Source organism: Halopseudomonas maritima (assembly GCF_021545785.1).
In the GTDB taxonomy this organism is placed as follows: Bacteria; Pseudomonadota; Gammaproteobacteria; order Pseudomonadales; family Pseudomonadaceae; genus Halopseudomonas; species Halopseudomonas maritima.
Genome location: NZ_CP079801.1, coordinates 234,026 through 258,473 on the forward strand (window position 1 = coordinate 234,026; position 24,448 = coordinate 258,473).

At 57.7% G+C, this 24,448-nt stretch carries 16 protein-coding genes and 2 pseudogenes; 9 read left to right on the forward strand and 9 right to left on the reverse strand.

The genetic code is table 11. From position 1 onward, the window contains the following. Positions 1 to 117 precede the first annotated feature (117 nt). Positions 118 to 1,092, forward strand: coding sequence for a hypothetical protein (locus tag HV822_RS01070; protein WP_238871830.1), 975 nt, complete (start codon positions 118 to 120; stop codon positions 1,090 to 1,092). A 9-nt stretch (positions 1,093 to 1,101) separates the two neighbouring features. Here HV822_RS01070 and HV822_RS01075 read toward each other — a convergent pair whose 3' ends face one another. Then, a complete protein-coding gene (locus HV822_RS01075; RefSeq protein WP_238871831.1) occupies positions 1,102 to 1,266 on the reverse strand; it encodes a hypothetical protein in 165 nt (54 codons plus the stop codon). 202 nt (positions 1,267 to 1,468) lie between these two features. Here HV822_RS01075 and HV822_RS01080 point away from each other — a divergent pair, with 202 nt between their 5' ends. Genes HV822_RS01080 through HV822_RS01095 form a run of 4 tightly spaced genes read left to right on the forward strand, consistent with a single transcriptional unit; the run spans position 1,469 to position 4,768 of the window. Further along, complete coding sequence (locus tag HV822_RS01080; protein WP_238871832.1) at positions 1,469 to 2,071, forward strand: PepSY-associated TM helix domain-containing protein; 603 nt, start codon at positions 1,469 to 1,471, stop codon at positions 2,069 to 2,071. A gap of 14 nt (positions 2,072 to 2,085) precedes the next feature. Beyond that, a complete protein-coding gene (locus HV822_RS01085; protein WP_238871833.1) occupies positions 2,086 to 2,595 on the forward strand; it encodes a DUF2271 domain-containing protein in 510 nt (169 codons plus the stop codon). Positions 2,596 to 2,612: 17 nt separating this feature from the next. Then, positions 2,613 to 3,467, forward strand: a complete 855-nt coding sequence (locus HV822_RS01090; RefSeq protein ID WP_238871834.1) for a DUF4198 domain-containing protein — start codon at positions 2,613 to 2,615, stop codon at positions 3,465 to 3,467. Beyond that, the gene (locus HV822_RS01095) at positions 3,467 to 4,768 is read left to right on the forward strand and encodes an NADPH cytochrome P450 oxidoreductase family protein (protein WP_238871835.1); all 1,302 of its coding nucleotides are present in this window, start codon (positions 3,467 to 3,469) and stop codon (positions 4,766 to 4,768) included. Before HV822_RS01090 ends, HV822_RS01095 begins: the two co-directional genes overlap by 1 nt. A 35-nt stretch (positions 4,769 to 4,803) precedes the next feature. Here HV822_RS01095 and HV822_RS01100 read toward each other — a convergent pair. Then, positions 4,804 to 6,929 (reverse strand): annotated as a pseudogene (locus HV822_RS01100) (TonB-dependent receptor family protein). 287 nt (positions 6,930 to 7,216) lie between these two features. Here HV822_RS01100 and HV822_RS01105 point away from each other — a divergent pair. The 4 genes and pseudogenes from HV822_RS01105 (at position 7,217) to HV822_RS01120 (ending at position 12,176) form a co-directional block, all read left to right on the forward strand. Then, positions 7,217 to 7,420: a hypothetical protein gene (locus tag HV822_RS01105; protein ID WP_238871836.1), complete on the forward strand. Its 204-nt coding sequence runs from the start codon at positions 7,217 to 7,219 to the stop codon at positions 7,418 to 7,420. 150 nt (positions 7,421 to 7,570) lie between these two features. After that, on the forward strand, positions 7,571 to 8,668 hold the full coding sequence (locus HV822_RS01110; RefSeq protein WP_238871837.1) for a helix-turn-helix domain-containing protein: 1,098 nt from the start codon (positions 7,571 to 7,573) through the stop codon (positions 8,666 to 8,668). Beyond that, positions 8,604 to 9,925 (forward strand): annotated as a pseudogene (locus tag HV822_RS01115) (amidohydrolase). Before HV822_RS01110 ends, HV822_RS01115 begins: the two are co-directional and overlap by 65 nt. A gap of 817 nt (positions 9,926 to 10,742) precedes the next feature. Continuing rightward, entirely contained in the window at positions 10,743 to 12,176 is a 1,434-nt protein-coding gene (locus HV822_RS01120) for a tyrosine-type recombinase/integrase (protein WP_238871838.1), read from the forward strand. Positions 12,177 to 12,220: 44 nt separating this feature from the next. On the opposite strand, the gene HV822_RS01125 is transcribed toward HV822_RS01120, so the two are convergent. From HV822_RS01125 to HV822_RS01155, 7 genes are read right to left on the reverse strand one after another with little or no spacing between them, the layout of a single operon-like run. Further along, a complete protein-coding gene (locus HV822_RS01125) occupies positions 12,221 to 14,038 on the reverse strand; it encodes a DUF2357 domain-containing protein (protein WP_238871839.1) in 1,818 nt (605 codons plus the stop codon). Next, complete coding sequence (locus HV822_RS01130) at positions 14,035 to 16,524, reverse strand: AAA family ATPase (RefSeq protein WP_238871840.1); 2,490 nt, start codon at positions 16,522 to 16,524, stop codon at positions 14,035 to 14,037. The genes HV822_RS01125 and HV822_RS01130 overlap by 4 nt, the downstream gene beginning before the upstream one ends. Then, on the reverse strand, positions 16,409 to 17,872 hold the full coding sequence (locus HV822_RS01135) for a hypothetical protein (protein ID WP_238871841.1): 1,464 nt from the start codon (positions 17,870 to 17,872) through the stop codon (positions 16,409 to 16,411). Before HV822_RS01135 ends, HV822_RS01130 begins: the two co-directional genes overlap by 116 nt. Next, positions 17,862 to 21,176 carry a DEAD/DEAH box helicase gene (locus HV822_RS01140; RefSeq protein ID WP_238871842.1) on the reverse strand — a complete coding sequence of 1,105 codons (3,315 nt, stop codon included), beginning with the start codon at positions 21,174 to 21,176 and terminating at the stop codon, positions 17,862 to 17,864. The genes HV822_RS01135 and HV822_RS01140 overlap by 11 nt, the downstream gene beginning before the upstream one ends. Before the next feature lie 7 nt (positions 21,177 to 21,183). After that, entirely contained in the window at positions 21,184 to 22,611 is a 1,428-nt protein-coding gene (locus HV822_RS01145; RefSeq protein ID WP_238871843.1) for a protein kinase domain-containing protein, read from the reverse strand. Continuing rightward, the gene (locus tag HV822_RS18200) at positions 22,608 to 23,312 is read right to left on the reverse strand and encodes a PP2C family serine/threonine-protein phosphatase (protein ID WP_396264968.1); all 705 of its coding nucleotides are present in this window, start codon (positions 23,310 to 23,312) and stop codon (positions 22,608 to 22,610) included. The genes HV822_RS01145 and HV822_RS18200 overlap by 4 nt, the downstream gene beginning before the upstream one ends. Continuing rightward, a complete protein-coding gene (locus tag HV822_RS01155; protein WP_238871845.1) occupies positions 23,312 to 24,127 on the reverse strand; it encodes a vWA domain-containing protein in 816 nt (271 codons plus the stop codon). Before HV822_RS01155 ends, HV822_RS18200 begins: the two co-directional genes overlap by 1 nt. Between the last annotated feature and the right edge of the window lie 321 nt (positions 24,128 to 24,448).

A 24,448-nucleotide genomic window follows, 5' to 3' on the forward strand; every position in this document is an offset into this window, starting at 1 on the left:
AGTCTACACCCTTGCAGGCCGAGTGCCATCCACCAGACGGGCTATACTCAGGCTGTGGGCGGGCTGATCAGTGCTGCGCAGCGTTGATCCGCGCTTGCCGGAAGGGAGCAAAACAACATGAGCAGAGTCCACCTTGCCGTAGTGTTGTTGCTTGGCATCACCAGCGCGCAAGCCGCGCCAAACGATGATACCGACCTGGCCCCCTGGGCCGTTGAGACCATTACCCCGGTCCACGACCGCGTGACCCGTTGGGTGGACAGCACCGCACGCAATCTCGATGGCTTTTTCGGCACGCTGGATAGCCAGGAGGTCGACAACGAATCCTACCTGCGACTAAGCAGTGACTTTGACTGGATGGAGTCAGAGGATTTCGAGATTGACCCAGGCATTCGCTTCAAACTGGACTTGCCCACTACCCGAGAGCGCCTGCGACTGATCATCGAGAGCGACCCGGAAGAATCGCGCGGCACCCTGGAAGAGCAAGGCGCCGAGCCCCTGCGCCCCCAGGACGACAGCCTCAGCAACACGGTGGTGGGCCTGGCCGGGCTGGACAACAAAGACCCCGCTGCCGGCTGGAAAACCCAAGCCGGCGCCGGCGTGAAGGTACGCTGGCCACTCAACCCTTACGCACGTGCCAGCGCCGAGCGCCTGTGGCAGCTGGGTGACAGCCCCTGGCAGCTATCGAGCTATAACCGCGTATCCTGGTTTGAAGATGACGGCTACTCCGCACGCACCCAGTGGGATGTTGGCCGACCGCTGGACAGCCACCGCCATCTACGCTTTATCAGCCAGCTGCAATGGCAGGAGGAGTACGACACGCTGGAGTTCTCGCAAGGGGCGCAAGTCAACGAGGTGCTAGGGCCGCGCAGTGCCATTCGTTACGCCGGGGTATTGGTCGGAGACAGCGCCTCCAACCTCCGCGTCAACGATTACTACCTGCTCGCCGACTACCGCCGAAACCTTCACCGGGAAATGCTGTTCGTCGACATCGTCCCGGAACTGCATTTTCCACGTGAGGCAGATTTCCAGCCCCGCTGGGCCATCAGTCTGCGCATTGAAATGCTGTTTCGTGCGAACCTGCTGAAACGATGACAACAGCCCCTACTCGGCCTCTTCGCGCAGGTTACGACAGACCTCGCCCGCGTCCAGCTCATTGAGTTCTTCGCTCTCCAGCGGCCCTTCCCAGTGGTCATGGGGCGAATCAAGCTCAGGCAGCGGCAGATGCGGCATATTGTTCTCACCAGGATGCTTCTGATCAAACGACATGATGCTCTCCTCATAAGGGTTTCTAGGGGCCAACGAAACAGCAACGGACCCTACCCTTAGTCAAGCAGACCTGAAAGCGGGTTCAAATCGACTGGACGAGCGGAACCAAGCCAAAATTTGCACAAAATTTACAATCGAGAACCTTTCTCAAATAAGGCTTTACCTTTAGGCTAGCGCCTCATCTTTGCAAACACGCGGCGCTATGAAACTACCTTTCCATCTGGGCACCCTGCGCCAGTGGCACTGGATCAGCTCGGCTATCTGCCTGGCGGCCTTGCTGCTGTTCTCGGTGACCGGCATTACCCTGAATCACGCACACCAGATCGAGTCACGGGCCCAGGTCACCGAAATTGAAGCCAGCCTGCCCGCTCCACTGCACGCGAGTCTCCTGCAAAACCCGCCAGAAGACGCCACCTTGCCACCCGAGCTGGCCGACTGGCTGGAGCAGACCCTGCCGGTTTCGTTAGCCGGTCGCACGCCCGAGTGGGATGACGGCGAGCTGTACATGGGCTTTCCCCGACCGGGTGGCGACGCCTGGCTGAGCCTGGATCTGGGCAGCGGCGAGCTGCTGTTTGAAGACAGCGACCGCGGCTGGATCGCCTACCTGAACGACTTGCACAAAGGTCGCCATACCTCAGACACCTGGAGCTGGTTTATCGATCTGACCGCAGTTGCCTGCCTGGTGTTTGCCCTGACCGGGCTGCTACTGCTGCTGCGCCAGGCCAGCCACCGCCCCTTCACCTGGCCCCTGACCACCCTGGGGCTGCTTATCCCGCTGTTGATTCTGCTACTGAGCATGCATTGAGAAAGGAGACCACCATGAAACCCCAACTGGCCTTTGCCCTGGCCGCCCTGCTGGGCAGTAGCGCCCTGCAGGCCGCCGAAGTGCAACTCACCGTGCAGATCCCGCGCCTGGATGTTGCCGAGTATCACCGTCCCTACGTCGCCATTTGGCTGGAAAACGACGCTGGGCATGTCGCCGACCTGACCGTCTGGTACGACACCAAGATGCGCGACGACGAAGGTGAAAAGTGGCTGAAAGACCTGCGCCAGTGGTGGCGTCGCAGTGGTCGCGGCCTGGACCTGCCAGTCGATGGCGTCAGCGCCGCGACCCGTCCACCCGGAGCCCACGAACTGGCCCTGCAAGATCTGCCAGCCTTCAAGGAACTGGCCCCCGGCGACTATGAACTGGTGGTCGAAGCGGCTCGCGAGGTGGGCGGCCGTGAACTGCTGAAGGTGCCCTTCAGCTGGCCCGTCAGCCAAGCCGCTGATCTGCAAGCGCAAGGCAGTCGCGAACTCGGCCAGATCCGCCTGCAACTCACTCCCTGAACAATAAGGACAACATCATGAAACTGCTCAAACAACTCTCTGTACTGGCCGTAGCCGCCGCCCTGCCGCTGACCGCCGATGCCCACCGCGCCTGGATGGTGCCCTCCTCCACGGTGCTGTCTGGCGATGCACCCTGGGTTACCGTAGATGCCGCCGTCGGCAATGGCATTTTTTACTTCGACCACTTCCCGATCATGCTCGAAGGCGTTGGCACACCACCGGCCGACAGCAACCGCCAGCCTGCTCCGCTCAGCATCACCGCACCCGATGGTAGCGATGTTGCACCGCAAAACGGCCATCTGGGTCGCCTGCGCAGCAGCTTTGACCTGCAGCTGGAGCAAAAAGGCACCTACAAAATCGCTATCGCCAACAGCGGCCGAGTAATGGGCATGTACGAGCTCAACGGCGAGCGAGAGCGCGTCATGGGCAGCCTGGGTGACATCGTCAAGCAGATCCCAGCCGACGCCGAGAACGTCAGCATCGTGCGTAGCGACTCGCGCATGGAGCTGTTTGTGACCTCCGGCAACCCGACCGAAGACGTGCTCAAGCCCACCGGCCAGGGCCTCGAACTGCAGCCGGTCACCCATCCTAATGACCTGTACGCCGACGAAGCTGCGGAATTTGTATTCCTGCTGGACGGCAACCCGGCTCCCGGCGTCGAGATTGCCCTGATTCCGGCCGGCGCCCGTTACCGCGACAGTGATCAGGCACGCGAGCTGACCACCGACGCCGACGGCAAGGTAAGCATTGAGTGGGGTCAAGCTGGCCTGTTCTGGCTGGAAGCCGAGTACAAACAGACTGAAGGTCTGGAGGCGCCGGTGACCCAGCGCCGCGCCAGCTACAGCACCACCCTTGAAGTGCTCGCGCCCTGATGGGAAACAGCGCCTGGGCCGTGGTGGCCAGCCTGCTCTGGCTGGCCGCCGCCTGCTATTGGCTGCGCCCGCTATGGCGCCGCGAGCGGACCACTGGCGAGTACCAGACCCTGGTGGTCTGGGCCAGCCAGACTGGTCAGGCGCAGCGCCTGGCCAGGCAGGCTTTGCACGCACTGCAAGCCGCTGGCCACTCGGCCGCTGGCGTGCCGCTGGGGCAAGTGACCCCAGCCCAACTTCTTGCCTGTCGCCAGCTTTGGCTGGTGGCAAGCACCTACGGTGACGGCCAGGCGCCAGACAGCGCGCAGGCTTTTGAACACCGCCTGATGCCGCACAGCCCTGCCCTGCCAGAGCTAAGTTTCGCCCTGCTCGGCCTGGGCGATAGCCAATACCCGCACTTTTGCGCCTTCGCCAAACGGCTGGAGAACTGGCTGCGTGACCGCGGCGCGCAACCCCTGCAGGACAGCATCTACCTCGACAACCAGGACCCAGACGGCCTGGTACGCTGGCGCGCCAGCCTGGCCCAACACACCGGCCTGCACGAGCTGCCGGAAGCGGACGAGCAACCCTGGCAACCCGTCACCCTGCTCAGCCGCAGCGCGCTCAACCCTGGCAGCCCTGGGTTGACCGCCTTTCACCTGAGCCTGCAAGCCGATGATCTGGGTCCGTGGCAAGCCGGCGATCTGCTGGAGCTGCAGCACGCTGGCCAGCGCCGCCTGTATTCCATCGCCAACCTCGGCGTGGGCAAACAGGTGGAGCTGCTCGTGCGTCATGTGATGAAAGAAGATGGCAGCCAGGGCCTGATTTCAGGCTGGCTGTGCCAGCGGGCAACGCCTGGCGATCAGATTGAGGCACGCGTACATCACAACCCGTCATTCGCGCTGCCAGTCAGCCCCGCACCAAGCATTCTGATTGGCAGTGGTACAGGCCTGGCCGGTTTGCGCGCCCTGCTGCAAGACCAGCTACAACGCGGACAACCCAGCTGGCTACTGTTTGGTGAGCGCAGCCCGGAGCATGATCGCTGGCTGGCCAGCGAGCTGGACCAGCTGACACCACAGCAAGTGCTGCTGCAGCGCTGCTTCTCGCGCGACAACAGTAGTGCCGACACGCCGCGCTATGTGCAGGACCTGCTGCGCGAACAGCCCGAGCGGCTGCAAGACTGGGTAAGCCGCGGCGCCAGCATCCGCGTCTGCGGCAGCATGGCGATGGGTCAGGCCGTGGACAGCATCCTGCAGGGTCTGCTAGGCGCGGCCACCATCAAGCAGATGGCGGCCGACGGCCGTTACCGCCGCGATATTTACTAAGGAAGCACTAACTCATTCCACACGCCCTCTGGCGCTCAGAGCCAGCTCCAGGAAAACCCGGCGTACACGCCAAAGCCTTCGCCAGGTGTCAAACGCGCCGCTTCCACCCCGTTGTCGTTGTAACCGGGGGTCACGGTGGCCGCGTAGTGCTCATCGGTCAGATTGCGCAGCTCCAGCCAGGTCTGCCAGTCCCGCTTGGGCGCGTCATAGCCAACCACGGCGCCGAAAATCGTGTACGAATCCGCATTCCAGGAGGTGGCGTAATCCACCGGCACCTTGGACGCATACTGGGTATTCAACCCAACGTAGACGCCTGCCGGGTGCTGATAACGCACCTCACCCTGATAGTAATGCCGTGGCAAACCGGGCAGCGCGTTGCTGCCAAAGGTGTCGTCGTCGCGGTAATGGAAGTCGCTGAAGGTGTAAGCCTGACGCAACGCCAGCGCGCCCAGCTCATCACCCTGCCACAAGGTGCTGGTCAGCCCGGCTTCAATACCTTGGTGCACCGTTGCACTGGCATTGGACTCGGCAAAAATGTTCGGCTCAATCTCGACGGTCAGCAGCTCGTGATTGACCCGCGAGTAGTACCAGGCCAGATCCCACAGACCAACGACCGAATCACCACGGGCACCGACTTCAAAGGTCGTCGCAGTCTGGTTATCCAGGCTGACCGGCGTGCTCTGGCGGTTGCTCCAGGGCTGATTGCTGACCGGGAAACGGGTCGGCGAGCCCCAGATCATCGACCACGGGTGCGGCGGCTCGACCGAGCGGGACAGGTTGCCGTACACCTCGGTGCCGGACGCCAGTTGATAGCGCAGGCCCAAACGTGGCGCGTAATCCCAGGTGCCCTCATCCAGCCGCTCATTGGTGCCCGGCCAGGTAACCTCTACCTCACGCTGGGTATAGATCAGCGCCAGTCCGCTGCTCAGCCACAGGCGTGGTGCCAGCTCCAGCTCGTTGCTGACATGCAGCACGTTGTCTGAGCCTTGGTGCTCGTATTTGCGCATCAGCGTGCCGACCGGGTAGACAGTTCCATTGGCGTTGAGCGGCTGATAGGCGGTTTCCTTTGCATCACTGCTGGGCAGATTGGTGGTGGTGCGCCAGCCAACGGTGGTGTTGGCGTTCAGCCCAAACAGCTGGTGCTGACGCTTGTAGTTCAGGGTTGCGCTGACGTCGCTGTAGTCCACCCGAATGCGGTACGGGCTTTCCATCAGGTCCATCGGGTAGTAGTGGTAAACCAGCCCCATCTCCAGGGTGCTGACGTCATCCAGGCGCAGTGTTGTTTTGTTCGCCAGCCAAGTACTACCGGGCTGCTCGCGCTTGGCATCGCGCGCGATATTGGCGGCGTTAGCCTGGGTTGGGTCATCATCGATTTGCGACTGGGTCAGACGGCCCGGCGTTTGGTGTTCGGTCTCCCGGTAGCGCACGAAGAAGCGGGTTTCCAGATCAGGCGTCAGCTGCAAGCCAACGTTGGCAACAACACCCTTGCCACTCCCTGCCGAGTGATCCTGCTGGCCGTCGTAGTGCAGGTCGGTAATACCGACGTAGTAGTCCAGGTCACCAATCACCTGGCCGGAGGCAATATGGCGCTTGAGGTAGCCATCATTCCCCGCCTCCATGCGCAGTTGCAGGCGCGGCGCATCAAAGCCGCTGCGGGTGATGTAGTCCACCGCGCCGCCCAGTGCCAGCGCACCACGCTCAAAGCCGTTGGCTCCGCGCAGCACCTCGGCGCGGCTGAGCCACAGCGGCTCCAGCAGCTCATAGGGCGTACCGCCCGATCCGGTCAGCGGCAGGCCGTCCAGCAGGATATGGTTGCCGGACGCATGCGCACCGGGGCCACGGTTGATACCGGAGCCACGGATGCTGATCTTACCCCCTCGTTGCCGGGCGACTGGGCGTACACGCCCGGCTGATAGGCCAGCACATCCGCGACACCGGCTACCCGCCCCTGCTCAACCTGCTGCATATCAACCAGATTGGTAGCGCCCGGCACCTCATCGAGCGCCTCACGGGCCTTGGCAACCTCATCGTACTTCTGCCCGGCAACCGTAATCGCGTCCAGTTGGGCAACATCATCTGCCTGGGCAAACGCGGGTGATGCCATCAGACAGGCAAGAAACAACGGCGCCAGACGTTCCGGCGGGGAGATCAGGTTGGACATGCAGCAACTCCGGCAACAGACAGGAAAAATGCGAACGGCGCATTTTACTGGTTTCCCCGGCGTGAACAACCAAGCGCCAGAGCTGGGCACAGGCGGCTCGACAAAGATTGATGCGCCTGCTGGCAAGAGAGTTTTTCCCCTCCGCCACATAATCCGGACAAAGAAAAGACACCTGATATGGGGAGCCAACATGAGCGATCACATCTGCACGCCGGACTACTTTGGCGGCAATATGGACAACTGGCGCACAGCCTCAAGTCTATAAAAGCTCATCGCTGGAGACCGCGATGCGCAACGCCGTCCGCAAGACCCACAGCTATCTGACGACCAAGCACGCGCTCGGCGAAAACAACGCCATCTCAATGATCTCGGTCGCGGTGGACTTTGGTATGACTCAGGTGGCCGACGGCAACCTCGGCATGCACGCCACTATATTCACAAGGCGGTGTTTCCCGAGAACCAGGGCCGCCAAACCAAACCCTGCTAGCTGAGCAGCCGAGCTGTCGGACAGTCTGAAACGACCACGCACAGCGACCGAGCAGCAGCGGAAAAAGCACACAGGATGGCGCGATCCGCACTTGTTTGCTGGTAACCTGCTCGCGACACTGGGCACACCAATAGTGCCCCGGTTGATCCATACCATGACACAGCCTGCTCCCAGCGCATCCAGCGAGCACCTCGACAAGATCGTCAAGGGCTTGCGTGCCTGTGTACCGGAAAGCAGGCTGCAGGCAGCGCTGCAGCGCAATCAGCTACTGGCCCCAACCCGAGCGCAACGTATACCTCTGGCAGCCATACGCACGCTAGTGACCGAGCTGGCCAAGGAACAGCAAGAGCCTTGGTTGCTGGTCCGCGCCTTCAGCTATCTCAACTACACCGAAGCCTTTCTCGCGACTACCTATCTGGGCAACGCCCGCACCCTGCGCGATGCAATCAACCTGAGTAAACGCTACTTCCATCAGAACAGCGATCTCGCCAGTCTTGCGCTGGAGTTGAACGGCAACCAAGCCAGTATTGTGGTAACACCAACAGCCGAAGCCCAGGCAACCGACCAGCAATTGCTGGCGGCGTTGTACGCGGTGATGCGCACCTGCCAAGGCTTGGGTTTACAGCAGGCAAGCGCGGGCATTGCGGGGATGTCTGACGACACCCGGGATGCTTGCCGGCGCCTGCTACGCCTCCCGGTCGCGGTCCTCTCCGGCGAGCAGCGCCTGGAACTGCAGTTTCCCGCAATGGAACTGGCACGTGCGCTGAATACCACGCAGCCCAATATCGCCCGCCTCGCACGCCGAGAGCGCCAGCTGATTCGCACCAACGCAGACCATTGCTGGAGCGAGTCAGTACAGTTGCTGCTGACTGCGCTGCTGCCTCGCGGTGAAACCCGGATCTCACGCTGCGCCAGCCTGCTGGCTGTGGCACCTCGCACCCTGCAGCGCAAACTGGCCGCAGAGCAGCAACCGTTCAGCGCACTGCTTGCCACAGTTCGTCAACGACTCTGCCTGGAGTACGTGCAGGCTGACCACGCAGATGACACACTCGCGCTGTTGCTCGGCTACCGCCAGACCAGCCAGTTCTACCGACAATTTCGCCTATGGTTCGGCTGCTCACCGGGCCAGCTGCGCTCACGCCTCACACCTGAAATAGCAAAAACAACCAAAACAAGAGGACGCATCCATGCGCCGCCACACCCTGCTTCCCGCCCTACTCCTGCCCCTTGCGCTAGCTACCAACGCCGCTGATAGCTCACTCGATGAGCGCCTGACACAGGGCGCTGAAGCCATTCAGCCCAAAGCCATTGCCTGGCGTCACGATATCCACCAGCACCCCGAACTGGGCAATCAGGAGCAGCGCACCGCAGCCCTGATCGCCGAGCATTTAAGCAATTTGGGGATGGACGTAGAAACCGGGGTTGGCACAACCGGCGTCGTCGGGCTGTTGAAAGGCGGCAAGCCAGGCCCGGTAGTTGCCCTGCGCGCCGATATGGATGCCTTGCCGGTACTGGAGGCCACTGGCCTGCCCTTCGCATCCCAAGTCCGTCAACAGTATCTGGGCGAAGAGCGCCCGGTGATGCACGCCTGCGGCCATGACGCCCACGTCGCCATCCTGATGGCAACCGCAGAAGTACTAGCCAGCGTTAAAGCCGATCTGCCCGGCAGCGTGAAGTTCATCTTCCAGCCCGCCGAGGAAGGCCCAAGCGACTATGCCTACGATGGCGAACGCCACTTCGGCGCCCGGCAAATGGTTGAGGCTGGAGTGATGAAAAACCCCGAGGTTGCTGCAGTGTTTGGCCTGCACGTCGCAGCCTCGATGCCAACCGGCCTGATCGGCTATCGCAGCGGCCCCGTGATGGCCAGCTCAGGCGATTTGCACATCCGCGTACACGGCAGGCAAACCCACGGCGCTCAACCGTGGGATGGCGTCGATCCGATCGCTACCAGCGCGCAAATCATCAACGGCTTGCAAACCGTAGTCAGCCGCCAGACCAACATCATGCCCGCCCCGGCGGTAGTCACCATTGGCACCATCAACGGCGGCACTCGCCACAACATCATTCCCGAAGAAGTCGTCATGACCGGCACTGTGCGAACCTTCGGCGACGACGTACAACAGCAGGTAAACGAACGCATCGAGCGGACCGCGAAAGGCATCGCAGAAGCGGCTGGAGCCAGCGCGGATGTGAAGATCATCGACAACTACCTGACCACCATCAACAACCCAATACTGACCGAAAGCATGGTGCCGACCCTGCGCCGTGCAGCCCATGATCGCGTAGTGGTCGCCCCCATGGTCACCGGCTCCGAAGACTTCTCGTTCTACGCCAACCAGGCCCCGGGTTGTTCGTATTTCTCGGCGTGACACCAATGACCCAGATGGGTAAGGCTGCGCCCAACCATTCGCCCGGATTTCTGATTGATGATGCAGCGCTGGTCACCGGCGTGCGAACACTGAGCATGCTGGCAAGCGACTACCTGCAGCAGGCCCAGGCCGAGAATTAACCAACGACCGCCCGGCGTCGGTCCAACCGGCCCGGGCTGCCTTCACGTGCAAGCCCACCCACCCGCTGGAACCTATCAAAGTCCTGGGGCGTGCCTGGCTCGGAGGCTGGTCCCCCCACTGCCGTCTTGACGCCTCCGCACGTTACGAACAAACCGGACCGCTCTATGTCCGGGTCGGCGGTCAGCTTCAATCGATTGTTTAATCAACTGCAAAACGCGCAGCGGCAGGTTGTAGAACGCCATATTTCAGATGTGAGCACCCGCCTCCGAGCACGCACCCGTTCCGGCGTACCCAGCCAACCAGAAAGAGTACTTTGGCATAAGCGGGCTAAAACCAATCCGGGCGATAGTGGAGAGGGGGCAGGCTTCCACTAGCCGCCGGGCAACCCAGCCTGGGATGCCCAGCGCATTCACGGTTGGTATGCAGAATGTAACGAAATAAACCTGCACCAGCCACGCGCCCCTACCGGTGGCGCAGGAGCGGCTTGCCGGTCTGGGTTATGCGCGAATAGTGCGCCAGGTTTGCGCCGCCCGGGCGTAAAAAAGGACCAAACCGCTAAGTGCTTGATCCTTCTTTAAAATATGGTCGGGACGGAGCGATTCGAACATTCGACCCCTTGCACCCCATGCGCTTTTTTGGTGGATTCCCACGGATTCCCATAGACGTTACCGGAAATCAAAAACCCTAGTAAATACGGGGTATACAGGCTAGATTAGCATCCACGAACGTCCACCACCATCCACCGCCAGCCACGCGAACCGGTGGGGCAAAAGTGGGGCAAAATTCTAAGCTACCGTTTTATACAAGGGGTAGACAGTGGCCAAGATTACCGCCAAGCAGCTTGAAGCACTCACCACGAATGACGACGGAAAGACCCTCCGCGAAGATGGCGGATTGGTTGGTAAAGTACGTGCCGGTGTCCGCGGGATCACCGTACTTTTTCGCTACGAATTCAAGCTCGATGGCAAGAAAGGTGACCACCGACTGGGTAGCTGGCCAAAGAAGTCTCTAGCCCAAATTCGTGCTGAACGTGATGGCGTACGTGCAACGGTCAGCAAAGGCGTTGACCCAACCTCCGCCCGCAAGGCAGCCAAGATCGAAGCGCAAGCCGCCATCGCTGCCACAATCGCTGAAGCCGAGCGGCAGGCCAGTGAGAGCAAGACCGTTCAGGATCTCTTCGATACCTGGCTGGCTGACGGTGTCGCTCGCCAGGACGGCAATGCCGAACTGCAGCGCAGATTCAAGAAAGACGTCCTCCCCTTTATTGGCAAAACTCAGATCCGCAACCTGACAGACAAGGACCTACTCAGCGTCCTGCGTAAAGTCAAAGCACGCGGGCTTAACCGCTCTGTTGTGATCCTCAACAACGACTTAGGCCAGATGCTGCGCTGGGCCGAGAAACGCAAACCCTGGCGCCCGCTGATGGCTGACGGCAACCCAGCTGACCTGATCGACGTAAAGAAACTACTTGATCACGACTACCAGGAAGAACGCGACCGCGTCCTGTCAGCCGACGAAATTCGCGAGCTCTGGAACATCTTCATCAAGCTGGAAGAGGACTACACCGCCCTGCCCGCCGGCAGCAAGTACAGCGGCATTCGACCAGTCAACGAGCGCGTGCAATGTGCCGTCTGGATTTGCCTTAGCACCTTGTGTCGCATAGGTGAACTGCTCAAGGCCGAATGGAAGCACGTCGATTTGGAGGCCGGACGCTGGTTTATTCCAGCCGAAAACACCAAAGGCCAGCGCGGTAAACGCCAGGACCACCACATTTTCCTCTCGGACTTTGCAAAAGAACAGTTCCAACGCCTGCAGCACGAAACCGGCTCTACACCATTCGTGTTTCCAAACCGTTCCGGCGATGCCCACGTCAACACCAAAACTGTCAGCAAGCTGATTGGCGACCGCCAATGTCGATTCAAGGATCGCAGCAAACCTCTTGCCGGCAGGCATCACGACGACAGCCTAGTTCTAGCGAAAGGTGCTAACGGCGAGTGGACACCGCACGACATGCGTAGGACTGGCGCAACCATGATGCAAGCGCTGGGAGTACCTCTCGACATCATCGACCGCTGCCAGAACCACCTTTTGGGCGGTTCCAAGGTCAGACGGCACTATTTGCTGCACGATTATGCTGAGGAAAAACGGCAGGCTTGGGAGATTCTTGGCAAAGAGCTGCAGTTGATTTTGAACTTGCCGGCCGCTCCACTCTCGCCTTCCTGTGGGCGTGTATCCCTGGCTGCTTACTGATCACCCCAGTATGCGTGGATTCGACAGTTCGGTCATTATCACTGCTATCTACCTAGGTCGAACCCCATCCAATCCCTGCCAGACCAAAGAAATCCGTCCTCTTCTGGTATGACAGGTGCGCCCTTCAGCCGCATAGAAAAATGTTGCCTCTTCTCTATTGTCTTGAGCGACCAAGTTGCCTGGCAAGCTCCGCATTGACAATAGAAATCCTGCTGCTGCCCGCGCTCGAATCGCGCCGGATGTCCACAAAGTCGGGCAAGCGCTGCGATCTGTTCGATAGCTTCCTCGACGGCCTCCACAACTTGCGTATTAGCTGAATCTTTGAGAGTAGCCTTCAGTTCGGCTACTTTCTGAGAATCGACTGGAGCGAGGAGCCTGACATGGGTAGACGAAATAGATTCAAACTGTTCTGGCCAAGCTTCGGTTAGCTTTTTGGCCGGTGTGGGCAAAGGCCCCAGTTTTCGGCCATGACCTTGGAGCAACTGTCGCAACATCCACTCATCGATCAATCTCCCCATCTTCTCCACGACATAAAGGTCCAGCGGAGAGACTGGAAGACTCTGCGGAGACGCGACACTGTTTGGTACACCTGGCCAACACGCAATGCGACCAGGCTCCAGACTCTCACTGACATTTACTGACGCGCCGAACCAGGCGATCGGCACGATCCTCAGGATAGATCCCTCAGACTGGGTTATGACCCAATCATGCACATCAGGTCGGAGTGTGAAACTCCGCCCCGCCCAGCTGAAGACGAAATCTCCATCAACCCTGCGCAGACCATACCGTTCAAGCGCCCGCCTGATCACAAGACCAACGTAACTGACATAAGCCAGTTGCAACTGAAGTTGCCGCGCCAAGCGCTCTTCCGGGGGGAAGAGCTGCTCTTCCCGATCGTCTTTCAACTTCTCCCAAAGCGGGGGCAGATGACGATAGTGCGGATCGTGGTTGAGAATGTTTGTCCGGTGAACCTGGGCAGGAACCACAGATGCAGGAGGCACCAGCGAATAAAGCCCCCTTTGCTTTAACCCTCTGATTGCACGCAACTGGGACTCCAAGTCGCTAAGTGCACTTTTTCCTGACTCCAACTGCATCCCGGTCTTGTCATCAAGATATGACTCCCCCCAAAGGCTGCAGATATCCTGGCGAAGTCGAAAATGCGTTTGCTCAGAATCTTGGAACTCCAACGCTCGCTCCAGTCGTGAATTGACTCCCCGGATGCGAGCCAATCTACGAGCAAGGTGTCGATCAAGGCGATCTAGTAGCCGCTTGTAGAGTCTGTTCTCATAGATGGCGTAGTCATCCTCGCTGAAACGTGCAAGAACCTTTCTCGGTTGAACACCACTGAGCGTCCGCTGCTGCCAGCAATCAGAGTGTGATGCCAGGTGACTTAACGACGAAGCCGCGAGGCGTCTAGCTCGTGCCACTGGTGCAACCAAGTCGTCATATCGAAGGTCTCTGCGGGGTCGGTCAGATATTGAATGTAGATGTCCATCTCTGAGTACCGCCGCCAAGTCGCGTTCAAGTTCCTCGAGCTCGCATTGGTCGGCCATCTCAGCGGGCAGCATGGGCGATACATTTGCATCATGTGCGTGAGCGATTTTTCCGGCGATGGAAATAATCGCCTCTGCCGACAAATCGGAGTCCGCCTGATCATGGTCAGACCGATCGATAGCGAGCACCTGGGATTCAGTGCCTTGAATCCGGAGGACGCCCGAGCCGTCATCCGAGAGCAGATCGCCGGGCTGCAAGCGACTGTGTCCGTTGACCACGAGTGACTCAAGCAAGCAGTACCGCCCCGGTAGAAGCGCTGCGGGTAAGCGGCTGAGTTTGTTACCCGTAAGGCGGTCCAGAAGCATCATGCCCCACGTTCCTTGCGACGACGGTCTTCAGCCAACAAGGCAAGGGAACGGCGAGGCTCCGATGTCCATCCTTTCCAAACAGTCGTAAGCGCGTGTTCGACGGCGGTCAAATCATCGATAGTCTTATCGAATCTATCAGTGACCTTACCGCGCCTGAGTATTCTGCTGGCAAGCAAATGGTCTAAGGCGTCTTCTTTGCGACCACCTGCAGCCATGTAGACGGGGATAAATCGCTTGGCCTGACGCTCAAGTCGATTGCCCCAGCCTTGGTTAAAGCGATCTTGCAAAATGCTCGTTAGCGGGCCTGTGGTCAACTCCATCAACAGCTCTGAAACCTCATCAGCGTTTTGTTCCACAGCAGCACCGAAACGCTCCATCAATGATTCATAGCTAAAGCTAGCCTTCGGCGTTGTATCTGGCTTGAATCTCGCTTCCTGGCGAGGAAGCGTCATGACATGAGCCCGGTCGTAGGTTTTGTCAGCGAACTCATTTGTCGTTTCATCGTGGTTAGCAGTACCTACAAACCAGACGTTGTGGGGAATCCGAATCTTTCGCCCCTCGACCAACAGCGCTGGCGCGTTCAGCAACTGGCTCTCCGACAAGCTGATTAATCGATCATCTGGGTCATTCTTTTCGAGCGCCGAGAGGAACTCAGCAAAATACTGCTCCGGGCGCGACAGGTTCATCTCGTCAAGCAATATGATGTTACACCGGTCCTTGTAAGCTGCGGTTTGCGCACGGTAGAGGCCTTGCAGGCAGTCGCGCTCATAGAAGCGCTTTTCGAAAGCGTTGTAGTGTCCCAGTAGGTCATCACGATCTCGCCAGCCAGCCTGGACGGCAATGTCAGTGCAATGCCCCCCAACGGCCTTGGCGAACGCCTTGGCCAGACTCGTTTTGCCCGTGCCACTAATTCCCTGAAAGATGTGAAGCGGGCTCATGGCCAACCCGGCAATCAGCAACTGAATAACTTCGAGATCAAAATGCAGTTCTGTACCTTCCTCCGCTTGAGCGATCCGGTGCTGCAACTCAACCGAGAATGTCTTCAAATCGGGAACGTCTTGCTCTGGGAGGCTCAACTCCTTGGCCTTGCGATCCTTGATCCAATCGGCAGTGGATGCGGAATCCATCCATGCCATTTGAGGGAACGGCTTCTCAGATTGCTGTGACTGAGTTAGGTCATCTACCGTTTTGCCCAAGTCATTGAGCCTTGCACTCAAGATCTGATTGTTCTTTTCCAGGGCGCGCTTTTCTCTTTCTAGGTTCTCTTTGTCACTCACGCCGAGGCGAAGGCGATGAAGCTGAGCTTTTGCATCAGCCAAATCCAAATGAACCTCGTCGACTTGGGCCTTTTGCTCATCGCGGAGTTTTCGCAGCGCCTCGTTCTCAAATTGCAACTGATCATCATGGCTGTTTGCAATTTGGTTTTCCAATTGAGTGACTCGACGTTTTTGGGCAGCCAGCTCGTCAAGTATCTCGCGAGCAGACCTCCCTGCCAATGCCTCTGAGAACTCCCGGTATTGCTCTAGCTTCTGTTCAGTCGATGTCCAGTCGCGGTAAACCTTTTCAAGGCGTGCCTCTGCGCGTAGTCTAGCATCGGTCAATCTGGCAATTTCCTGACTGGCCTCGCGAAGTGAATCTTCGCGGATCTGGACCCGTTCACGCTCAAGCTCTTTCCACTCTGCATCTAGTCGCCGTTGCTGCTGCTGTAGAGCTCTCTCATTGTTTGCAATCTCCGCTTCACGTTCCATCACTTCGGATGCGCGCGCGGACTCATCGTCACGTGCTTTCTGCTCCGCTTTAAGGATGCCGAGTTGAATCTCAGTCTTCCTAGACTCGAGCTCCACGATCTCCTTCTTGAGATCACTGAGTGCGGCCACGTTTTGGGCGGCAAAACCGGAACGCGCGTCCAGTTCTCGCTTCTCAAGCTCACGCTCCTTATCGGCCAAACATGATTCGGACTTTTTTATCTCAACGTGTCTTTGCTTCAACTCTTCGTCGAGTTTTTTGATCTCTTCGGTTCGCTTCTTGTTCTCATCACTTCGGCGGGAGAATGCCTCCTCCTTGCGAGCCAGGTCATCAGTGCGTTTTTGTGCGTCTTCTTGTAGGTCATGAACTCTCTTTGCGACATCAGAGATATCCGCTAGCAACCTCTCGAACTCAACTTTTTTCTCGGGCTCTACCTTATTCAACTCTCTGATCTGATCTTCCTCCAAGTCAGGGAGTGCCACAGCAGAAGCATCGCCTTGAATCAGCGATGCAAGGGAGTCAACGCCAGCAGTTGCCTTCTGATATTTCGGCGCAAAATCACTTTGTGCCGAATTCGTATTTTGGGCCTCAGGGGCTTTTCTTGCTTTATTACGTTTAGCCATTTCAATACCAGTCTTTAAAAATTTGAGCCCATTCGATGACAAAGTCAGCGTGTTCCATAGCTTCTTCTTTATCGACTCTTTCGCTACCTGAATGCCCTGCTTTTTTGTTTCTATCACGGGTCATATCAAGCAGACGAGCCAGCTGAAGCTCATCAGCTGATAACTTGAGGAAGGGGTGCGATGACTGATCCACTGTTCCTAGAAGCCCCGCAAACAACAGCGCCTTGAGTGAAGAGTTACTGCGCTTAACAGCTGCGCGCACCTGGTCCAATTTTTGATTCGAAAGTTCGCCAATGACTTCATCGGTAAGGCAAGGAAGCTGAAGATAATTGAGGTAAGAGCTTGCCTCACCATCTTTCCAGTCCCGCTGGTTTTTCCAGTGTGGCAATCGGCGGATTTCAGTTGGATATGCTTTCAACAGCCACTGCAGCACGCTTTCTGCCAGGTTGTGAGTCTCAATGAGAAGGCTAGTCACATCCTCCTGCCAAGACCTCTCCTGACTAGCCAGCACGAGTCTTCGTCTCAGAACGCTAGCGAGGAATCCCTCAACAATCGGCACCTTCCGCGACCAGTTGTAGTCTGCAAGCAGTGTCAAGTCGATCTGATTCTCCAAGGATCGGAGCCACTCCTCTGCCGACAAATCGTTCGATCTCGTCGAACCCACCGCACCAGCGATGTATCGCGCGAGACCATCGTTTCTCGGCAGTACTTCCTGCAGGGGTTTGCGCAACCACGACGCAGCCTGCTGCAACCCGAACGGATCGGCAACCAACCAGGGTTGTGGCCCAGCCTCGTCGGGAAAAACCCATGTCCATAACCACATCGGCTGCGCCGAATCTTCGACGAAGCTCAGGCTCTCAATGCGGACACGTGCCGAAAGCTCGTCATCACGCTGCCTGGCGTGATCGTGATCCGTCCGATAGCGCTGAAACGCATCAAAGAGAGCTGCTGTGTCCAGTGCGCCCTCTCGGAAGTGATTGAGGCGGAAAGGGCGATCCTCCTTTCCGGAATCGAGGTCTCGCAGGAACACTGGGTAACCACGTTCATCGACTCGCTTCGCTTCGATCTCTGGAAGTTCTTCAGTGAATCGCGGCAGCCAGTTCCCCGAAATCGCGTCCTGATACGCGTACCCCATGCGAACTTCCTCGCTGGCATCCTGAGTCTCTTCGAGGACACGCTCACCTTGAGAGGTGACTGATCCCAAGGTGGTCATCCAACCGTTCGGGATCAGTTGAGTTCCAATGATGAATGTCACCAGTTCTCGGTCCAGCCCCAGCAACTCAGCCATTTCCGAACTGTCCTGGCATCTGGCCCTTGCCAGTCCAAGGATCGCCTGCTGGAACAGGTTCAACTTGAGGACACGATTTGTTGGATAAAGGACCTTCCAAACGCGGACAGGCCACAGAAGCGGCCGCCCACCCGGGGGGCGACGGACATCGAAGCGAAGATAGCGGTCAGCGGCCATGCGCCATCTCCTCTCTGCAAAGCTTGAGGAATGCAGCCAGCGCCGGGACCCCTTCCTCAGACTCGGGTCCTTCTGCCATGTGTTTGGCACCGACGGCGACGAGGAGCTTCCTCTGGCGACTCATCGCCACGTTCATGCGATTTGCCAACCGCAAGTGTCCATACTTGCTGTTTAGCAATCGTTCGCGCTCTTCCCCTTCCTTGTGATCGGGAATCACCACGTCGTTAGCTCGCACTACGGCCAGGAAGACGAGGTCAAACTCTTTGCCTTGAAACGCGTCAACCGTGCCGACGCGCAGTCGCTCATCACCTGATTCAGTCTGCCGGTAGGAGCGCGCGATACGGATCTCCCCATCCTCTTCCTCTGCCAAGCCCTCGTCAGCCAGTGCATCAAGTATCAGGTCACACTGGGCGCGGTAGAAACTGATGACCCCAATGCTCAGCGACGGCCCACAAGAATCAGCAATCCGCTTAACCTCTTTTGCAATAGAAATTGCCTCCGCACGTCTTTCATAACCGGGTTTTAGGAATCTTTCTTTCCCGCCCTGCAGAGGCACATCCAACCAAGCCGCACATTTGCCTTGGTAGCCAGGAATCGTGTGAGCGAAATCCTCCGCAGGTCGCCCCGAGTGCAAGACGTCCAATCCCTCAGATTCATAGAACTGTTTGCTGATGAAGTCACCCAGTGTCGGATGCATTCTGTACTGCGTATCGAGCATCACGACGCGTTTGATGTTGTCGACTTTCTCTTGCTCCCTAAGCTGCTTCACCAGCCGCTCAAAGAGACTCTGCTCATACGCCTTCGCTTGGGCCGCAGTCAGGCTTTGCTTAGAAATGAGTTCATCTTCCAACTCTCGCTGAACAAGGTGAGGTAGTTGCCGATGGTCACCAACCAGGATGATCCGACGCCGCGCCATCGCCATTGGAACGAAAAGATCGAGAGGATTTGCTCTTGCGGCTTCATCGATGACAACCGTGTCGAATTCGATTCCTTCTGATGCATCTAGGTCGCTCAACTCCTTCAAGCTGCTCATCGCCTTACCAGCTGACTGCTGGCAGGTCGCACCGACAATGCTGGCGTACTCGCGGACCGCTCTCGCTGCCTCATTGGGGGCTTGGGAAAGTGCCGCGTGGTACGAGGCCACTACCGCAGAGATGCCACGGCGAGATTGACGCAAAGGCGCGTCGATTGCGTGCTCGATGTCGGCCAAGAGACCAAGTGCTTCGCCGCTCAGCGCTTGCTTTAGCTGTGGGGGCCTGTAATCGGGGCTCAACCGATCCAGCATGGACCTCTTAAATGCAGCCAACTCAGCAAGGTCTGCTTCAGTGGCATCGGCAACCGTTGAAAGTCGCTGGAGCAAGCCCCATTCCGCGTCTTGAAGTTTGACCTTGCTGCGCCGCAGCGTGCGCTCAAGCTGGTGAGCTCTGTCCGGCCCGTCATCGGCGAACCCGATAGAACTGGTGCGCAGGGCTCTCAGCAAGCGCATAAGCCCAGTAGGCTCATTGGCCTGACGCTGGGTTTCGATACTCTTCTGCTGTGCAAGAAACTCATCCCATCGGTCCTTAATTTGGGCCGGGAGACGAACGTCTAGATCGAACAGCCGACGCAAAAGGATATCAATCTGTTCGAACTGTGTTTGGCGTTCCTGTGCCGACATGCTCGCGAGTCTCAATGCTGTGATACGTCGATCTAGCTCTTCCAATGGTTGAGTCAGCGGCTCATTCAGCCGAATCGCGTCGAGTCGAACAGAGATTTCTTTCCGTTTGCGTTCACACCAAACACCAACGGGGTCGACACCGCCTTCGTCACGGCGCCCTCGACCGCCAATTCTAACGGCAGGCAAGCCAAAGACTTCTGCACGATTCAGGGCGTTATCGACCGCATCGTGCTGGTAACTGCTAATCAGCACTTGGTGCTGCAGCGAGTTTTCACCGAGTGTTTCGGCAAGGCGCCGCTGCAATGCTGCTATGACCTGGGTCTTACCCGTTCCTGGTGGGCCAACAATCAGCGCAATGTCCGGGGTATTGATGGCTACATCCAAGGCCAGCTTTTGGCGCTCGGTTGGAGGCCCCTTGAAACAAGCTTTGGCGTAGACAGATAGGCCTGATACTTGGCGCCGACGAGCACTTGGGGGGGCTACACCTTCCAGCAAGTAGCTCAATTGCGGCAATCGACGCCCATCATTGATGGATTGTTTTGCGCGCGCACGATTTTTCTGAACATTCTCCTCACCTGCCAGCGAGTAAAAAATATATCCCTTTGCAGACGGACGTTCTGAGCGCCTGTCTTGGGGAAGGGTCAAGACCACACCCTCTCGCTCGAACCGCAATACACCACGAACCGGGCGACGGCGTGCTCGATCAGCTTTGCCCGGCGCGTCTTCAACATCGGAATCAAGATCAAGTTCCCGATCCCCAAGCTCCACTTGCGTCGTTTTCGCCAGCCCCAAAGCTTTCCATCGTTTCCGGAAATCCCTTAGGTGATCCGCATCAACTTTTAGAAACCAGGCCCACTGTTCGCCTTCGACGAGTTCCGCGCTCTTGAAGCGAAGAGAACCCAGTTCCCTCGCGCAATCTCGAGCCTGCTCCCATTCAAGCGCACCATACTCTTGCCATAAACGTAGGTAGCTGCCGTTGTCGCGCAGCGCGGCATCCAAAAGTGCGCGTTGCTCTGTACTCTGGAGACGCATGGCGACACTGGCATCTTGGAAAGAGATCTTACCAACGGCCATCGCTACACGTGCTCTAGCCCCCTTGAGACGAGTGACACTCATCAGTTTCAGCACGCCAGCATCTCGTCTGACGTTGCCGCGCCAGCCTGCACCAAACAGAACGAAACTTTCATCGGAAGCGTTGTCGAAGTGGCCAAGAAAAACACGATCCATCTCTGCGGTCGGTGCTAATTCAGCTGAGATGAATCGCTCATTCAACCAACCAACTGCAGTGGGTACGTCTGGAGGAGAAATCTCATCCCTGCTGGCCAATTGCTCCGCAATGGCCTCATCAACAGAAATCGCCATGTCCAGTTGGATCTGCTCAACCAAATCCAGCGATTGAAGGTGGAGAGCCTCGCCATGCCGATGTCTTAACACCCACAGCGTCAGGCCTCGTTGGACCTGAAGCGCAGTTCGATCTTGACGTCCTTCTACTTTGCCGACGCAAACGGAGTTGCCCTGTCGGAGAAGATAGTCATTACCGTGTGCCTGTACTGACACAGCCTCACCGATTTGCCAATCGGCTCCCAGGTCGTCACATGTGAACTGGGTAAGTTCACCCGACAGAAGAGGAAAGTCGCAGAGTTTCATCGTTGCCTCACCAGTTGAAACGCCAAACGACGTGCTCTTCTTCTACTGCGCCTAGGTGGAGCCAAAAAGACACTCCTGAACGACTGTCTGACTTGAGCCGCTGACGACGCACAACCGCGACGACTTTGTCATCAGATGCTCTCTGCAGGGAAACTTGGGTACCGACTGATGGCTCTATCCACAGCCCATCCTTAGCAAGTTCGACAGTGCATAGCGGACGGGCATCCGCGTACAGGGACGTCCCCAAAGGCAAAGTCTTCAACTCGGTAGGGCTCATACTCAAAACCATCGCCTTACCTGTGCGAGTCCAGCACTCTTTTCGAATCGACGACTCTGGAACATCTTCCGGCAAGTCCTCCCGGAGCAGATCCGGAGGCATATAGCGATATTCCTGCAAAAGAATCGTGCGATTCGTGTCCTGGGCGTGATCGCAAAATGGACAGATGTGCTTCGAGGTGTAAAAAAACGTGCTGCCGCAAGACTCGCATTGATCGCAATGGCCTGTGGCAGCCTCGAAGGCATCTGCCCACTCATTCAGACTTGGCCGTTCACCCGTATTGTTCAACCCAGCATTGAAGCATCGTTCAAACAGCGCACGCAGTGGCGCATTGAGCGTGATTTCGCGGGGAAGGCCTATCGACAAGGCGTTGCTGCGATCAACTGGGTGATCTACCCAAGGGAATTCGCCTCGGAGAGCCGCCTCTTCACTCTCGGGTTCACCCTCAAGAACAACGTCCCCCTTAAGGGGGTGAACCAGCGTGAGGATGCGATACGCCATGACCGCAAAACTCCAGCTGTCGGTCAGGGTGTTGATGCCGGACTCTCCCCTCAGAATCTCTGGAGCCCCGTAATCGGGGGTGAAAACCCCTTGTTGGCCATCGCGCGACTGACTCGCAACGTTGTCGGCATCGATTAACCAGACTTCGGCGTACTCAAGAGACTGCGATACGAACACATTTGCAGGAGAGAGATCGCCGTAGGCGAGTCCTCGGCCATGCAGATCCGCCAACACCCGAGCCAGTCGCGCGAGCATCTTCAACCGACGCAGCAGGCCACCTGTCTTCACATAGCCGGAGAGGCCATCATCTGACATCAAGGCGTCAGTGGCCACCTGTATCAGTTCAGTCATTGGCGCCAGTCCATCCATCAATTCCATGACGTAACCGGGCTGCGGCTGCGTGATGAGGGCTTGCGGATGTGCGATGGGAAGGCCCTCAAGTGGCTGACGCATAAGTGCGCGAATGTTGCTCGTCCAACTGTTTCGCTTTTCTTCTGTGGTTGCGCGAGAGACTTTGACGAGTACATTGGGGTAGTTGGTCGTGCAAACGATCCCCTGACCGCCTTCGCCGATACGCCCTGTCAGTTCATAGGACTGACCGTGTTGGTCTAGCACCGTCCTGTTTTTCTTTGGTGCCTCTGGTGTTGCTGTGCTCATTCAGACGTCCTAAAAATGGCCACGAGTGTTTTGTCGTCGCTGTGTAAGGGTGTCGCCCAGTCATTCAGTTCAGACTGCAACCAGCGTCTGCCTCTGCGCCGATTTCGAGCGCTTAAGTCTTGGTAAAGCGCATCAAAGAAGTCGGCAAGATGGGCTGGTTCGAGGTCATCGGCCACGCCATCTGTCATCAAGACAACACCATCACCCGGCTCGGTGAATCGGCCCCTTGTCCAGCTCCATTTGTCCTGCAGGTGCGTGGACTCAAGTGCCCAAGTCTGATTGCCATAGGCCGCGCGCTCTGGCGTGATGCGACGGAACTCACCAGCGCATTTCACCAGCAGAAGACCATCACCCAATTGGGCTGCATGGACCTCGCCTAGGTCTGTCACGCTACACAACAGTAGTGTGGTCGCGGCATCTCGTGGAGTTGTCGGAGCAATAGCTTCGAGCCATCGCTGATGAATCAAGGGCAAGGTTGCGGGTAGACCGAAATTGCTCGATGTAGCGCGCAAGATCCGCCGGGTAACTTGGCAGGCACTACGTGCTCCCAGATCACTACGTGCTCTCGATCCCAACCCGTCTGCCACAGTCGCAATCCAGCCACCTCGGCAACCCGCCAGGACCATCGCGTCCTGATTAGGCTCGCCCAGATCCCGGTGTCGCGGACCAATAACGCTCGCGCCGCAGGCAATAAACCTCATTAGAAGTCAAGGTCCAGTGCGTCGTCATCCGGGGGCGGAACAACGAAAGCGGTTGAGGTGTCTGGGTTTTGGCTTGCCGTGCGAGTGGTCACACTCATGGTCACTGCACGGAAGAAGCGGTGGATATCCCGGGCGTTGTGGGCCTTAAAAATGGGAGCCTCTGCGTCGTTTGCAAAATCCTTCAGCATTGCTACATCGGCATCCGGCCCAATCGCCATGGCTAGCCGGACCGCCTTCTGCGCCCGCTCGGAGTTACAAAGAGCGTTGAAAGGAGCCTCCCAGTCGTCGTTCGGTTGTCCGTCAGACAAAAGGATCAAAACTGGGCGATAGGCTCTAGAGGGGATACGATCCTTGTCTTCCAGCAACTGACGAGCGAGGTCAAATGCCGCACCCATCGGCGTAGCACCACCAGCCTGAAATTCCGAGACTCCGGTTACGCCATGCGCCGCAACCAACGGTAGATGCATCTGCGCCTTTCCACCGAAGGTGATCAAGCCCACCTGGATTTCGGCGCGCAGACGACTCTCCTGAGCGAAAGTTGAGACCATCTCCTTCATCGCCGCATTTAGCGCCTCGATTTTGCTGTTCTCCCCCATGCTTCCGCTTGTATCAGCCAGGACAATCACAGGGAGAGGGCGAGGCGTGGCGACAGCGAATTTTTTGAGACTACTCATCTTGTTTATCCTTTGATCAGATTCATTACTCGCACTCGGGCACGGTTTCTTGGGTGCTGAAGCCGGCTCCTTGGTAGAACGCATCGCAAGATCGCCGACATATCGACTCACGATGTCTTCCTGGTATTTGGCAAAACCCATGACCTAGCCTCCTATTCATAAAAGTTCTTGTCATAAGTAGTACAAAACGGACGGCCATCTTCATCCTTGATAATCCGGCACGATTAGAGTGGCCGCCCTCGTCCTTGGTACCACCTAGTCAAATCTCGCTCACTTGGCGGCGCAATCGACATCAGCGAAAACCGTCTGCCTCATTGGAAAGCTCGATCAGTTGAGTATCAGCAGTTTGCCAATAATCGGAAGGCTTCCCAGAGTTCCCCTTGAGCACTGCAATAGTTACTTTCCTTGGCGATTTACGCTAAGGATCAGCGAAATGTGTGCCAACTACATAAATCCATATTA